The sequence below is a fragment of the Actinomadura sp. NAK00032 genome (assembly GCF_013364275.1).
Lineage (GTDB): Bacteria > Actinomycetota > Actinomycetes > Streptosporangiales > Streptosporangiaceae > Spirillospora.
The window spans coordinates 788,168-802,101 of sequence record NZ_CP054932.1 but is presented as its reverse complement, the minus strand read 5'-3'; the positions used below and the strand labels follow the sequence as shown (position 1 = coordinate 802,101).

Sequence of the window (13,934 nt, the reverse complement as noted above, 5' to 3'; positions counted from 1 at the left end):
ATTACGGTCATCCGCACCCGTATGGACCATGTGCGTCGTCCGTACACCCGACCTCCCGCAGGTGATGTCTTCACCGTCCAGACCGGATTCAGTCCTCTGAACAGCCGCGACGCACCCAAGAAGGCACAAAGAAATGGTTGCCGACCGGCCCCGGCCCCGTCCGCCCCCGCCGTCTCGGCCGTCTCCGCCGTCCCTCCCGCCCGGTCTCGCGGCCCCGCGCCAACGGGGGTTTCGGCAGAAGCCGGGGCGCTGAACGGGTGCGCGGCTAGCATGGCTGCTTATGGAGCTGCGCCAGCTGGAGTACTTCGTCGCGGTGACCGAAGAGGCCAGCTTCACCAGGGCCGCCGCCCGGCTGCACGTCGCCCAGCCGGGCGTCAGCGCCCAGATCCGGCAGTTGGAGCGCGAGCTGGGCCAGCCGCTGCTGGACCGCTCCGGCCGGACGGTCCGGCTGACCGAGGCCGGCGCCGCCGTCCTCCCCTACGCGCGGGCGGCGCTCGCGGCCGTCAGCGGCGCGCGGTTCGCGGTGGACGAGCTGACCGGCCTGCTCCGCGGGCATGTCACGGTCGGCACCATCGACTGGATCAGGTCGCTCGACCTGCCCGGCCTGATCGCCGAGTTCCACCGCGACCATCCGGACGTGGAGATCACGGTCATCCAGGAGGACACCGACACGCTGACCGAGGGGCTCCGCTCCGGACGCGTCGACCTCGCCTTCCTCAGCCTCGGCGCCGAAGCGCCCGCGGGCATCGCCACCCGGGTCGTCATCGAGCAGGACCTCTACGCCGCCGTCGGCCACGACCACCCGCTGGCGCGGCGCTCCACGATCACGCTGCGGGCGCTCGCCGACGAGGCGCTGATCAGCCTGCCTAAGGGCACCGGCGTGCGCGCCGTGCTGGACCGGGCCTTCGCGGACGCCGGGCTCCGCCCGCGGATCGCGTTCGAGGCCGGCGAGCCGCCCGTGGTGGCGCAGATCGCGGCGCACGGGCTCGGCGTCGGCGTCCTCCCCGAGTCCGCCGCCCGGGGCGTGCCGGACGCGCTGCACGCGATGCCGATCGTCCGGCCCCGGCTGAGCGGGCGGATAGCGCTGGCATGGCGCGCGGAGGGCCCGCGCAGTCCGGCGGCGCGCGCGCTCACCGCCCGCGCACGCCGCCTACTCCCCTGATCAGGCCGCAGGCCGCATCGGCTGCCCGGCGGGAGAGGCCCCTCGCGCCGTGCGGGACGCCTGTAGGACATGCCGCAAGACGTCCGGCTTGTTGGTGATGATCCCGTCCACGCCGAGCTCGATGGCCTTCCGCATGTCGCCGCCGTCGTTGATCGTCCAGGTCAGGACGTTCATGCGGGACGCGTGCACCTTCTTCACATACGCCTTGGTCAGCCCATTGAACGTCGGGTTGATCTGGTCCGCGTACTTGGCGAGCTTCGGGAGCTCCGCCGTCTTCGGGCTGCCGATCAGCCCGGTCGGGACCTTGGGCAGGACGGCGTGGAACTTGCGCACGGACCCCCAGTCGAACGACTGCACCACGAGGCGCCGCTCGCTCGGGTCGTAGCGGAGCCAGGACGGCGAGCGGCGCAGCGCCGCGGCGATGCGCTTCTCGATGCCCGGGTAGAGGTCGGGGCTCTTGATCTCCAGCAGCAGGCCGAGCCCCTGGCCGCGCATCGCGGTCAGCACCCGGGGCAGCGTCGGGACGCGCTCGCCCGCGTACCTCTTCGCGAACCAGGACCCCGCGTCCAGCCTCTCGATCTCGGCGAGCGTGAAGTCGGCGACCTTCCACGGCTTGCGGTCCGGGTAGACCTGCTCGGCGTTCGTCGTCCGGGCGAGCGTGGTGTCGTGCATGATCACGAGCTTGTGGTCCTTGGTCTCCTGGACGTCCAGCTCGAACATGTCCGCGTTCTGGGCCTTGGCCAGCGTGAACGCGGCGAGCGTGTTCTCCGGCGCGGCGGCCGACGCGCCCCGGTGCGCGACGTCCAGGATCCGGGCCTGCGCCGCGGTCCGGGCGCGCGGCGCGGCCCCGGCGTCCGGGAGGCCCGGCGCGGGCGGGGCCGGCGGCGCGGGCGGGGCGGCCATGGCGCGCGGGCGCGGGTCCGGTGCGCCCTGCTGCGCCGCCTCCCCCGGCTGCGGAGCGTCCTGGTGCGGGGTGGCGGGGCGGGGCGCGTCGGGACGCGGGGCGCCGGGCCGCGGTGCGTCCGGCGGGAGCACGTCCGGATGCCGGGGACGGGGCTGCGGAGCGGCGGGCACGGGGTCCGCCGGGCCCGGGGCGGCGGAGGCCGCGGCCGGGGCGGCGAGCGCCGCGGTGGCGGTGACGGCGATGAGCGCGAGACGAGTCCGTCGGTACATCTGTCAGCCTCTCGGGAGCCGGAGCTGTCCGCCCCAACCCTCGGACCGTCCGGTGACACCCTCGTTACGGGCAGGTAGCAGACTGTGTACAGTCAGTGACGATACGCAGCCGAGCCCTCCGCGATGCGGACGACACGGCGCTCACCGCGGAACCGCGCCGCCCGCTAGTCGGACTCTTCGGATTTGTCAGGCGGACGAGCGCTCTTGGCCGCCTTCGAAAGGACCATGGCCCCCAGCACCAGCCGCCGGCTCCGCCGCAGCGGGCGCGGGAACCGGACACGCCGCCGAGCCCTCTCCCCGACCTCGGGCGCCGCCGCGGGCGCGAGCGCGGGCAGCCCGGCGCGCGGCCTGCCGAGCCGGGTCGGACGGCTCCGGCCGCGCAGCGTCACCGCTCCCTCGACGTCCCACTCCTGCGACTCGGCCAGATGCGCCAGGTCCAGGACGGCGGCCGAGGCGAGCACCCGCCCGTCCTCCCCCTTCGCCAGGTCGCTGAGCCGCGCCGCCTCGTTCACCGGGTCGCCGATCACCGTGTACTCGAACCGCTCCTCCGCGCCGATGTAGCCGGCGACGACCGGGCCCGCCGACACGCCGATCCCCGCGTCCAGCATCGGGACCTCGGCGCGCAGCCGCGCCGCCAGCTCGCGGGCCGCGCCGAGCACCGCACCCGCCGAGTCCGCCAGCTGCGTCGGCGCCCCGAAGATCGCCAGCGCCGCGTCGCCCTCGAACTTGTTGATCCAGCCGCCGTGCTTCGCCACCACCGTGACCACCACGCCGAAGAACCGGTTGAGCAGCCCGACGACCTCGTCCGGGCCCCGCGTGTCGGCGAGCCTGGTGGAGCCGGTCAGGTCGACGAACAGCACCGCCACCTCGCGCGTCTCCCCGCCGAGCGTGATGTCGCCGCGCTCCAGCGCCAGGTCGGCGACCTCCTCGCCGACATGCCGTCCGAACAGGTCGCGCAGCCGCTCGTTCTCCCGCAGCCCCGCCACCATGTGGTTGAAGCCGGCCTGCAGCTGCCCGACCTCGCTCGCGTCGTACACCGGGACCTGGGCGCCGAGGTCGCCCCGCTCGACCTGCGCCATCCCCTTCCGCAGGGACTTGATCGGGTCCGCGATCGCCTGCGTGGCCATGTAGATCACGCAGACGCCGGCCAGCAGCGCCACGCCGCCGAGCCCGAGGATCGTGATCGCGAGCTGCGTGACGTTGATGTCCGGCGCGGCCAGCGCGGCGATCGCGACGCAGATCAGCCCGAACACCGGGATCGCCGTCCCGAGCGCCCACGCCAGCATCATCCGCGTCGTCACCCCGGGCAGCCGGAACTTCTTCGGCCGCTCCGCGCCCAGCACCAGCGCCGCCGCCGGCCGCAGCAGCCGCTCCGACAGCAGGTACACGATCGTGCACGTCGTCGCCGCGCCGAGCAGGCACGTCAGGCTCGTCTTCACGGCCAGCCGCCCGGTGAACAGGGCCAGGTCGAGCACCGCCCAGCCGAGCGCGCCGACCGCCCACATGGCGCCCATGAGCAGCGTCAGCCGGAGCGGCCCCAGCAGGACGGCCCGCCGCTGCAGCCGGTCGGGGTCTCCCCCGTCCCGGACGAACGTCACGACGGGCCGCCACAGCCACAACCCCAGGAGCAGCGCCACCGGAACGGCAACGAACGGATAGCCGAAGAACGCCAGCGCGTTCACATGGTGGGCGTAGTCGCGGTCCTCAAGCGGGGGATCGGGCACCACGAACGTCGCGAACAGCAGCACGACCAGCGCGCCGACGACGTTCGCGACGCCCACCACCACCAGCAGAACCCAGCGCACGCGGATCTCTAGCATGCTGGTCACGCGCGCCTCCGGAGGGATGGAACCGCCTGGGGGGATCATCCCATGAGGTCAGGCGCTCGTGGTCTCCACCGCGACCTTCATCTCCGCCTCCTGCGAGCTCCGCCGGACGAACGGCCAGCCGATCACGATCAGCGCCACCCAGGCCGCCATCACGTACAGCGCCACCCGCGTATCCGCCTCCCACGCGATCGTCACCGTGACGAACGCGAAGAACGCCAGCACGGCCCAGCTGCTGTAGGGCGCCCACGGCATCCGGTATGTCGACTTCGCCAGCTTCCCGGCCGTCGCGCGCCGCCGGTAGACCATGTGCGCCGCGAGGATGACCGTCCACACCAGCAGGGCACCGCCGGTCGACACCGAGGTGATGTACCCGAACGCCTTCTCCGGCACGATCGCGTTGACGACGACCCCGATGCCCATGACGAGGGCCGAGATGACGACCGTCAGGACGGGCACACCGCGCCCGTTCAGCCGTCCGAGGATCTTCGGGCCGTCACCGTTCACGCCGGCAGTCCGCAGCATCCGGGACGTCGAGTACAGCCCGCCCGCGTTGCAGGACGACAGCGCCGCCGTCAGCACCACGAAGTTGACGATGTCCCCGCCGCCCGGAATGCCGATCTTGTCGAACGCCAGCACGAACGGGCTCGCCCCGCCCTTGAACGCCGTCCACGGCACCACCGCCAGGATGACCAGCAGCGACCCGAGGTAGAACAGCGCGAACCGCAGCGGCAGCGCGTTGATCGCCCGCGGGATGTTCTTCTCCGGGTCCTTGGCCTCGCTCGCCGTGACACCGACCAGCTCGACGCCCAGGTAGGCGAACATGACCATCTGCAACGTCATGATCGTGGCGCTGTAGCCCTCGGGGAACACGCCGCCGTGGTCCCACAGGTTGCCGACCCGCGCGGTCTCCCCCGCGTCGCTGAACCCGAAGACCAGCACCCCGATCCCGACCAGGATCATCATCACGATCGCCGCGACCTTGATCATCGCGAACCAGAACTCCAGCTCGCCGAAGAGCTTCACCGAGATCAGGTTCACCGTGAACAGCACCAGCAGCGCCACCAGGGCCGTCTGCCACTGCTCGACCCCCGGCCACCACTTCTGGATGTACTTGCCGGCGGCGGTGAGCTCCGCCATGCCGGTCGTCACCCAGATGATCCAGTACGTCCAGGTCGTGGCGTATCCCCAGAACGGACCGAGGAACTCCCGGGCATACCCGGCGAACCCGCCCTCCGCCCTCCGGTACGTCAGCAGCTCGCCGAGCGCCCGCATGACGAAGAACAGCGCCAGCCCCGCCACGGCGTACGTCAGGATCAGGCTCGGCCCCGCCTTGGCGATGTTCTCCCCGGCGCCCAGGAACAGCCCGGTTCCGATCGTCCCGCCGATCGCCAGCATCTGGATCTGGCGGGTGCCCAGTCCCCGTTGGTAGCCCTCGGCGCTCTGGTCTGGGAGCTTCGCGACCACGCCGACCTCCTTCGCGTCCACGGCCGTCCCCGTCGGAACGGCGCAACCCTCTGGTCACGCACCGTCGCGCAACCCGGACAGACTAGGACCCCGAGCCTCAAACTCACAGCACCCGCCACCAACCCGCATTCACCCGGTACCTCTCCGTTACCGCTCTATCCCCCGCAGCCTCCCCCGTTAACGAGTTGGCGCTGTACTCGGCCATCGCGTATGCTCTCGGACGTGCCAAACGCCGGGTCACACCGGCCGAGACACCCCTCCCGAGCCGCTAAGCTCGGATCAGCAAGGTCCTGTGGAGCAGTTAGGAGTGCTCGCCACCCTGTCAAGGTGGAGGCCGCGGGTTCAAATCCCGTCAGGACCGCCAGACGCGCCGACGCGCGTCCTGGGCAGGTAGCTCAGTCGGTACGAGCGTCCGCCTGAAAAGCGGAAGGTCGGCGGTTCGACCCCGCCCCTGCCCACCTCAACAACCAACAGAAACGCCCCGGAGCCAACAGGCCCGGGGCATCTTCTTTATAGCAAGCGGCACAGACAGCACGTCGCGCGGTCCCATCAATATGAGTTAGAAGTTATATTGGCTCTGTGGCCTGGGATGTCATCCTCCTCGAACCGGTCGAGAGCTGGTTCCTCAAGCTGTGTGAATCCGAAACGGACACCGCAGCATTGATCGAGCAAGCCATCGACAGGCTGGCCGAGATCGGGCCGACACTAGGACGGCCGCTCGTCGACACCCTGGAACACAGCGAGCTGCGCAACCTCAAGGAGCTGCGGCCCGGCAGCCGAGGACGATCAGAGATCCGCATGCTGTTCGTCTTCGACCCAGACCGTGCCGCGATCTTCCTGGTGGCCGGAGACAAAGCCGGGCAGTGGTCACGCTGGTACGACGAAGCGATCCCACTGGCCGAAGGCCGCTACGCCGAATACCGCGCAGCGAAGGACAAGGAGGCGGGACGATGAGCACCGGACGCCGTTGGCAGGACATCAAGGCCGAAGCACACCGCCTCAACCCTGAACTGGCCGACCCCGAGCGCCAGGCTCGGGCTCGCGCCGAACTGGACGCCTACGTCGCCGGCCACCACCTCAAGGAGCTCCGCAAGGCGGTCGGCAAGACGCAGGCCGAGGTCGCCCAGATCCTGAGGGTCTCCCAGTCCCGCGTCTCCCAGATCGAGAACGGCAACCTTGAAGCCATGGAACTGGAGACACTCCGCGCCTACGCCGCCGCCCTCGGCGGGCACCTGGACATCACCGTCAGCGTCGGCCCCCACTCGATCAAGGTCGCCTGACAACACCGACCAGTGACGGCAGCCCTGACGGCAACGACGGCCACCAACCGGCACCAGAGGCGTACGTCGAGCACCGTCTGACCTCGGTGGACGACACCGCCGCAGGGTGGTTGCCACTTCTGAAAAGCGGAAGGTCGGCGGTTCGACCCCGCCCCTGCCCACACTCGCCGGCAGCACGAACACACCGGAGCCAGGCGGCTCGGGGTCTTTGTCCTGATCGCGGTGGCGGCCGGTCCGGCCGCGGAGCGAGATCGAGGACGGTCTGCACGAATTCTCGCGTGGTGGCGGGGGGCTCAGGTGTATGGGGGGAAGAAGGTGTTGATGGTGTCGGCTTGGCCGCGGGTGAAGACTCCTCGTTGGTTGGAGAACTCGCGGAAGCCTTCGATGCCTCGGTGCCGGCCGTAGCCGCTCATGCCGGTGCCGCCGAAGCCCAGGGACGGGAGGACGCCCTGGACGGCGCAGGTGTTGACGCAGGCTCCCCCGGAGATCGTGCGGTCCAGGACGTGGCGGGCTACGGCGGCGTCGGGGGTGAAGACGTAGAGGCCGAGGGGGCGGTCGCCCGCGTTGACGTAGGCGATGGCCTCGTCGAGGGTGCGGTAGGTCTTGACGGGGAGGATGGGGCCGAAGATCTCCTCGCGCATGATCTGCAGCTCGTCGTCGGGGTCGATGACCAGGGTGAGGGGGATGCGGCGGGTGGCGCGGTCGGTTTCGGCGCCGGGTTCGAGGGTGATGACCCGGTGGCCGTGGTCCCTCGCCTCGTCGAGCATGGCGAGCAGGCGGTCCAGGTGGCGGCCGGTGATGATGCCCGTGCAGTCCGGGGACGCGGTGTAGCCGGCGGCGACGTGGGCGCGGGCCAGGTCGATGAAGTCGGCGGCCTGGGTCGCCGGGACGAGGCAGTAGTCCGGGGCGATGCAGACCTGGCCGCTCTTGACGGCCTTGTTGCCGATGATCTGGGCGACGCTCTCGGCGTCCACGGTGGGGACGATGGCCGGGTTCTTGCCGCCGAGTTCCAGGGTGAGGGGCGTCAGGTTGCGGGCCGCGGCCATGGCGACCTCGCGGCCCACGGCGGAGTTGCCGGTGTAGAGGAGGTGGTCCCAGGGCAGCGTCGCGAACTCCTTGGCCAGGTCGACACCGCCGCAGACGACGGCCACGTGGTCGGGGGCGAAGGTGTCGGCGACCAGTTCCCGCAGGAGCTCGGCGCAGGCGGGGGCGACCTCGGACGGTTTGATGATGACGCGGTTGCCGGCGGCGAGCATGTCGGCCAGGGGGCCGAGGGAGAGCAGGAACGGGAAGTTCCAGGGGGCCATGATGCCGAGGACGCCCTTGGGCTGGTACTCGATGGCCGCGGTGGCGGTGCCGGCGAAGGCCGGGTCGGCGAAGCGCTGCTGCGGGGCCGTCCAGGCGGGGAGTTGCTCGGCGGCGTAGGCGGCCTGGCCGGCGACGCCGAACACCTCGGTCATGGCGGTGAGCTGTGCGGGGTGGACGGTGAAGTCCGCCGCCATGGCCTGCTCGATGCGTGGGCGGGCCCGCACGACCATCGCCGCCAGCCGGCCGAGGTGTTCACGGCGTTCGTCCAGGGTGGGCGTGCGGAACGCGCGGCGCTGGTCGTCGAAGACGGCGCGCAGGTCAGCCATGGTGGTCTCCTTTCGGGAGGAAGCGGGCCGTCATCGCGCGCTCCTGATCATTTCGGCTCCCCGCCACGCGATCATCAGCGTGGCGGCGTTGGTGTTCGCCGACGGGATCTCCGGGATGACCGAGGCGTCGATCACCCGGAGGTTGGCCGTGCCGCGCACGCGCAGGGACGGGTCCACGACCGCCGAGGAGTCCGTGCCCATCCGGCAGGTGCCGACGGGGTGGAACCAGGTGTTGGCCGTCCGTGCCACGTACGACCGCAGGTCGGTGTCCGGGCCGGGGAGGATCTCCGCGCCGGTCCACTCCCGCAGGCCCTCGCCCCGCGCCAGGCCGCGCGAGACCTCGACGGCCCGGACGAGCGCGTCCCGGTCGTCCGGTGACTCCAGGTAGTTCGGATCGATCAGCGGCTCGTCCGCCGGGTCCGCGGACCGGAGCCGGAGGCTGCCCCGGCTGCGCGGCCGGAGCAGGCACGGGTAGAGGCTGTAGGCCGGGTCCGGGGACACCGCGCCGTCGGCGGTGAGCGCCACGCTCAGCACGCCGAACTGCAGGTCGGGCGCGTCGAGCCCCGGGTCGGAGCGGCAGAACAGGCCGGCCTCGCTGTGCTGGTGGCGGCTCAGCGGGACGGGCCGGCGGGACGCCCAGGTCAGCGGGACGCCGGGGTGGTCGTGCAGGTTGCGTCCGACGCCGGGCAGGTCGAGCAGGCAGTCGACGCCCACCGCGGCGAGGTCCGCCGCGGGACCGACGCCGGACAGCAGCAGGAGTTTGGGCGACTCGATCGTCCCGGCAGACACCACGGCCTCGGTGCCGACGCCGGCGGTCAGGACGCGGCCGTCGCGCTCGTACTCGACGGCCGTGACCCGGCCCTGTGCGTCGATGACGAGGCGGCGGGCCCGGGCACGTGTCTCCACCGTCAGGTTGGGCCGCTCCAGCGCCGGGCGCAGGAACGCGTCGCCGCTGCTGCACCGGCGTCCGTTGACGGCCGTGAGCTGGTTCCAGCCCGCCCCCTCCGGCGACGCGCCGTTGAAGTCGTCGTTGTACGGGTGGCCCGCCGCCAGCGCCGACTCCAGGAAGCCCTCGGCGTGCGGGCTGTGCTCGTCGGGGATCCTGACCTTCAGCGGCCCGCCGGTTCCCCGGTAGCGGGGGTCGCCGCCGGGGAAGTCCTCCAGGGCGCGGAAGGCCGGCAGCACGTCCTCGTAGGACCAGCCCGTGCCGCCCTGCCGCGCCCACCCGTCGTAGTCGCTCCGCGCGCCGCGCATGTAGACCATCGAGTTGATCGAGCTCGAACCGCCGAGCACCCGGCCGCGCGGCCAGGCGATCCGCCTGTCTCCGGCGTGGCGCTGCGGCGCCGTGCGGTAGTTCCAGTCCGCGTCGCCGCCGAGGTTCTCGGCCCAGCGGGCGCTCTCCCGGATCTGCGGCCGGTCGTCGGGGCCGCCCGCCTCCAGCAGCAGCACCGTGGCGTCGGCGTCGGCGGACAGCTGGCCGGCCAGCACGCAGCCGGCCGAGCCCGCCCCGACGATCACGTAGTCGTAGGAGTCACTCATGGCCGTTCCGCAGCCTGGCCGTCGCCGCCGCGTCCAGCGTGACATCGTCGCCGGTACCGGTGACGGCGACGCCGTAGTCGGTCTGCGCGCGCGCCGCCGACACGTACCCGGCGCGCACGTCGGCCAGCACCTTCTCGACGGGACGCTGCCGCGGGTCGCCGTGGCCGCCGCCCCCGCCGAGCTCGATGACGTGGGCGTCGCCGGCGGCGAGGTCGAGCGCGCCGACCTTCCCGTTGGGGAAGGCGACCACCTCGCCTCCGGCCCGTTCGACATGGACGTGGTTCCGCGCCGCGGCGTGGCCGCCGTCCAGACCCCAGGGCGCGCAGGAGGTGCGCTCGATCCAGGTGTCCAGCTTGGCGGCGGTGTGCACGCGGATCCGCAGCCGGGTGCCGAGGCCGCCGCGGTGCGCGCCGGCGCCGCCGGAGTCCTGCACCAGGGCGTACTCCTCGACGGTGACCATCGGATACTTGGCCTCCACCACCTCGACGGGCGCGTTGTGGGTGTCGCCGTCGTTGACGCACATCGTCGCGCTCTGCCCGTCGGCCAGGGAGGTGGCGCCCCAGCCGCCGCCCTGCGGCCCGCCGTAGAACTGGAAGAACCGGCCGGTCGCCTCGTCCACGCCGTAGGTGTGCGACATGCCGAGGTCGGCGTGGTGGCCGGCGATGCTGGTGCCGGGCACGACGTCCGCCATCGCCCGGAAGACGCAGTCGACGACCGTCATCGGGTACGTCATCCACAGGCGCATCGCGGCGGGCTTGACCGCGCTGACGACCGTGCCCGGCGGCAGCACCACCCGCAGCGGGCGCAGCGAGCCGTGGTTGATCGGGTACTCGTCCGGCGAGGTGAGGCATTTGAACGCGACCTGGGCGGCCGACCGCCCGGCCGTGGCGCCGGAGTTGAAGTACCCGGCGACCTGCGGGCTCATCTCGCTCAGGTCGACGGTCAGCACGTCGTCCTCGACCACGACGCGGACGCGGACGGGGATCCGCTCGCCGACCTTCACCGCGTCGTCGTCCATGTACGCCTCGGCGCGGTACTCGCCGTCCGGGATCCGCCGGACGGCCTGCCTGCTCAGTTCCTCGCCGCGGCGGAACACGTCGGCGATGCCCGCCCGGACGGCGCCGGCGCCGTAGCGTTCGAGCATCGCGCGCATCCGGGTCTCGCCGGTGCGCACGGCGGCCACCTGCGCTCGGAAGTCGCCCATCGCCAGGTCCTCGAACCGGACGTTCATCGCGATCAGCCGGGTCAGCTCGTCGTCCTGGACGCCCTCCTTGAAGATCTTCACGACCGGGACCTGGAGCCCCTCGGAGTAGATGTCGGTGGTGGTGCCGCCGAGCACGCCGCCGACGTCGATCCAGTGCGCCATCGACGCGGCGAAGGCGATCAGCTCGCCGTCGTGGAAGATCGGCAGCGTGAAGATCATGTGGTTGAGGTGGCTGCCCATGATGTAGGCGTCGTTGGTGAGCAGGATGTCGCCGGGGCTGATGCCGTCGCGCCCGTAGAACTCCAGTTTCGCCTTGACGGCGTCGGACAGGCCGCCGACGAACATCGGCAGGCCGAGCCCGACCGAGATCGTCTCGCCGTCGGCGTCGAAGAGCCCGACCGTGAAGTCCTGGGCCTCGTAGATGATGAGGTTGTACGCCGTGCGCATCAGGTTCGTCTTCATCTCCTCGGTGATCGCGACGAACCCGGCGCGGATGATCTCGGCGGTGATCGGGTCGATGTCGGTCACGGTCGGGCTCCGATCTCCAGCAGCAGGTTCCCGTACCCGTCGACGTCGGCGCGGTCGCCGGGGTGCAGCAGGGTGGTGGCGGTCGGCTCCTCGATGGCGGCGGGGCCGGTGATCCGGTTGCCGGCCAGCAGCGCCGCCCGCGCGAACACCGGCGTCACGACCGCGCCCTCGCCGGGGTCGAAGACGATGCCGCGGGTTCCGGTGCGGGCCCCGGCGGGTGGGTCCGCGGTCCCCTCGTCGATCTTGGTGAGGTCGGGCTTGCGCAGCCGGCCGACCGCCGAGACCCGCAGGCTGACGATCTGCGCGGGCTCGCCGGGTGCGCTGTGGCCGTAGCGCCGGCCGTGCGCCTCGTCGAAGATCCGCTTGAGGTCGTCGACGGTACGGGTCCCGGGCGGCACGTCGACCGTGACGGTGTGCTCCTGGCCGACGTAGCGCATGTCGGCCGCGCGCGGGAACTCCAGCCCGCCGAACCGCAGCGAGCCGGCGTCGAGGGCCCGCTCGCACTCGCCCTCCAGCGTCCGGTACGCCTCCTCGAGGTCCTCGGCGGTCGTGTCGCCCAGCGTCCGCACGCCCGTCTGCACGACGTCGAGGCGCTGGTCGGCCATGAGCATCCCGAGCGCCGAGAACAGGGCCGGGATCGGCGGCACCACCACGCGCCGGACCGCCAGTTCGCGGGCGACCCGCCCGACGTGCAGCGGGCCGTTGCCGCCGTAGGCGACGAGGGTGAAGTCCCGCGGATCGAGCCCCCGCTCGGTGGTCACCGCGCGGACGGAGTTGGCCATCGACGCCGCCCCGATCGCGATGATCCCGGCGGCGGTGGCTTCAAGGTCCATGCCGAGCCGGCCGGCCAGCGCGCCGACCGCGCGGCGGGCCGCGCCGTCGTCCAGGCGCAGCCCGCCGGCCAGTTCGCCGCTCGGCGCCAGGTGCCCGAGGACGACCGACGCGTCGGTGATCGTGGGCTCCGTGCCGCCGCGGCCGTAGCAGGCCGGGCCGGGATCGGCGCCCGCGCTGCGCGGCCCGACGTGGACGCCGCCGGCCTCGTCGAGCCAGGCGACGCTGCCGCCGCCGGTGCCGACCTCCACGATGTCCAGGCAGGGGACGCGGATCGGCAGCCCGGTGTCGTAGCCGCCGAGGAAGTAGTCGCTCGCCATCGGGAACGTCAGGTCGCGGATCACCGCCGACTTCGCCGTGGTGCCGCCCATGTCGAACGCGATCGCCTCGCGCCGGCCGAGCGCCTCGCACAGCGCGATCGTGCCGACCACGCCGCCGGCCGGGCCGGACTCGAGCATCCGCACGCACTGGCGGGAGGCCGCGGCCACGTCGGTCACGCCGCCGTTGGACTGCATGACCGCGAGCGCGGGCCCGGACCCGGCCCCGGAGCCGGACCCGGAGCCGGAGCCGGAGCCACCCGTCCGCAGCCGGTCTGCGAGACGTCCGAGGTAGTCGCTGACCAGCGGCCCCACGAACGCGTTCGCCACCACCGTCGAGGTCCGCTCGAACTCGCGGTACTCGCGGCTGATCTCGTGCGACAGCGTGACGTACGCGCCGGGCAGTTCCTCCCGGAGGATCTCGCCGACCCGGATCTCGTGCGCCGGGGCGCGGTAGGCGTGCAGCAGCACCACGGCCACCGACTCGACGCCGAGCGCGGCCAGCCGGCGGGCGACCGCGCGGGTCCGGTGCTCGTCCAGCGCGCGGGCGATCCCGCCGTCGGCGCGCGTCCGCTCCGGGACCTCGAAGATCATCTCGCGCGGGATCAGGGGCCGGTGCTTGGTGAAGGCGAGGTTGAACGCGTCCGGGCGGTTGATGCGGCCGATCTCGTACACGTCCCGGAATCCCGCCGTGGTGAGCAGCGCGGTCCGCGCGCCCTTGCGCTCGATCAGCGCGTTCACGACGACGGTGCTGCCGTGGACGGCCAGGTCGAGTTCCGGCACCGGGACGTCCGCCGCCCGCAGGCCGCCGAACACGCCGTCGATGAGGTCATGGGGCGTGCTGAGCGTCTTGCCCAGCATGAGCGTCCCCGTGACGTCGTCGTAGCCGACGACGTCGGTGAAGGTCCCGCCGATGTCGATGGCGGCCCTGATCGGCATGTGGTTCCCCTTCGGCGCGATGGGACTCGTCATG

The 13,934-nt window shown here is 72.2% G+C and carries 10 protein-coding genes and 2 tRNA genes; 5 read left to right on the top strand and 7 right to left on the bottom strand.

Annotation, left to right across the window (positions count from 1 at the left end):
- Nucleotides 1–280: 280 nt before the first annotated feature.
- Nucleotides 281–1,162: a LysR family transcriptional regulator gene (locus HUT06_RS03860; RefSeq protein ID WP_176194434.1), complete on the top strand. Its 882-nt coding sequence runs from the start codon at nt 281–283 to the stop codon at nt 1,160–1,162.
- Here HUT06_RS03860 and HUT06_RS03855 read toward each other — a convergent pair whose 3' ends face one another.
- The 3 genes from HUT06_RS03855 to HUT06_RS03845 all read right to left on the bottom strand — a co-directional run bounded on the left by HUT06_RS03855 (nt 1,163) and on the right by HUT06_RS03845 (nt 5,649).
- Nucleotides 1,163–2,335, bottom strand: a complete 1,173-nt coding sequence (locus tag HUT06_RS03855; protein ID WP_254714966.1) for a glycerophosphodiester phosphodiesterase family protein — start codon at nt 2,333–2,335, stop codon at nt 1,163–1,165.
- Between the two features lie 164 nt (nt 2,336–2,499).
- Nucleotides 2,500–4,155, bottom strand: coding sequence for an adenylate/guanylate cyclase domain-containing protein (locus HUT06_RS03850; protein ID WP_254715722.1), 1,656 nt, complete (start codon nt 4,153–4,155; stop codon nt 2,500–2,502).
- A gap of 57 nt (nt 4,156–4,212) precedes the next feature.
- The gene (locus HUT06_RS03845; protein WP_217711182.1) at nt 4,213–5,649 is read right to left on the bottom strand and encodes an amino acid permease; all 1,437 of its coding nucleotides are present in this window, start codon (nt 5,647–5,649) and stop codon (nt 4,213–4,215) included.
- Between the two features lie 265 nt (nt 5,650–5,914).
- On the opposite strand from HUT06_RS03845, the gene HUT06_RS03840 reads away from it, so the two are divergent.
- From HUT06_RS03840 to HUT06_RS03825, 4 genes are all read left to right on the top strand, one after another.
- Nucleotides 5,915–5,992: transfer RNA gene (locus HUT06_RS03840), tRNA-Asp, on the top strand.
- Between the two features lie 20 nt (nt 5,993–6,012).
- Nucleotides 6,013–6,086 (top strand) — tRNA-Phe (locus HUT06_RS03835).
- Between the two features lie 121 nt (nt 6,087–6,207).
- Entirely contained in the window at nt 6,208–6,582 is a 375-nt protein-coding gene (locus HUT06_RS03830; RefSeq protein ID WP_176194432.1) for a type II toxin-antitoxin system RelE/ParE family toxin, read from the top strand.
- The gene (locus HUT06_RS03825; protein ID WP_176194431.1) at nt 6,579–6,908 is read left to right on the top strand and encodes a helix-turn-helix domain-containing protein; all 330 of its coding nucleotides are present in this window, start codon (nt 6,579–6,581) and stop codon (nt 6,906–6,908) included. The genes HUT06_RS03830 and HUT06_RS03825 overlap by 4 nt, the downstream gene beginning before the upstream one ends.
- Nucleotides 6,909–7,201: 293 nt before the next feature.
- Here the strand turns inward: HUT06_RS03825 and HUT06_RS03820 are convergent, their stop codons facing one another.
- Genes HUT06_RS03820 through HUT06_RS03805 form a run of 4 tightly spaced genes read right to left on the bottom strand, consistent with a single transcriptional unit; the run spans nt 7,202 to nt 13,933 of the window.
- Nucleotides 7,202–8,542 (bottom strand): aldehyde dehydrogenase family protein, encoded by a 1,341-nt coding sequence (locus HUT06_RS03820; RefSeq protein WP_176194430.1) that lies wholly within the window; start codon nt 8,540–8,542, stop codon nt 7,202–7,204.
- 30 nt (nt 8,543–8,572) lie between these two features.
- The gene (locus HUT06_RS03815) at nt 8,573–10,081 is read right to left on the bottom strand and encodes a GMC family oxidoreductase (RefSeq protein ID WP_176194429.1); all 1,509 of its coding nucleotides are present in this window, start codon (nt 10,079–10,081) and stop codon (nt 8,573–8,575) included.
- Nucleotides 10,074–11,813 carry a hydantoinase B/oxoprolinase family protein gene (locus tag HUT06_RS03810; protein WP_176194428.1) on the bottom strand — a complete coding sequence of 580 codons (1,740 nt, stop codon included), beginning with the start codon at nt 11,811–11,813 and terminating at the stop codon, nt 10,074–10,076. The genes HUT06_RS03815 and HUT06_RS03810 overlap by 8 nt, the downstream gene beginning before the upstream one ends.
- Nucleotides 11,810–13,933 carry a hydantoinase/oxoprolinase family protein gene (locus HUT06_RS03805; protein WP_217711181.1) on the bottom strand — a complete coding sequence of 708 codons (2,124 nt, stop codon included), beginning with the start codon at nt 13,931–13,933 and terminating at the stop codon, nt 11,810–11,812. The genes HUT06_RS03810 and HUT06_RS03805 overlap by 4 nt, the downstream gene beginning before the upstream one ends.
- Nucleotide 13,934: the final 1 nt, after the last annotated feature.

Bases quoted from the DNA above. Each gene is read 5' to 3' on its own strand.
- HUT06_RS03820 (WP_176194430.1), bottom strand. From the start codon at position 8,542: ATGGCTGACCTGCGCGCCGTCTTCGACGACCAGCGCCGCGCGTTCCGC.
- HUT06_RS03825 (WP_176194431.1), top strand. From the start codon at position 6,579: ATGAGCACCGGACGCCGTTGGCAGGACATCAAGGCCGAAGCACACCGC.
- HUT06_RS03805 (WP_217711181.1), bottom strand. From the start codon at position 13,933: ATGACGAGTCCCATCGCGCCGAAGGGGAACCACATGCCGATCAGGGCC.
- HUT06_RS03855 (WP_254714966.1), bottom strand. From the start codon at position 2,335: ATGTACCGACGGACTCGTCTCGCGCTCATCGCCGTCACCGCCACCGCG.
- HUT06_RS03815 (WP_176194429.1), bottom strand. From the start codon at position 10,081: ATGAGTGACTCCTACGACTACGTGATCGTCGGGGCGGGCTCGGCCGGC.
- HUT06_RS03860 (WP_176194434.1), top strand. From the start codon at position 281: ATGGAGCTGCGCCAGCTGGAGTACTTCGTCGCGGTGACCGAAGAGGCC.
- HUT06_RS03850 (WP_254715722.1), bottom strand. From the start codon at position 4,155: ATGCTAGAGATCCGCGTGCGCTGGGTTCTGCTGGTGGTGGTGGGCGTC.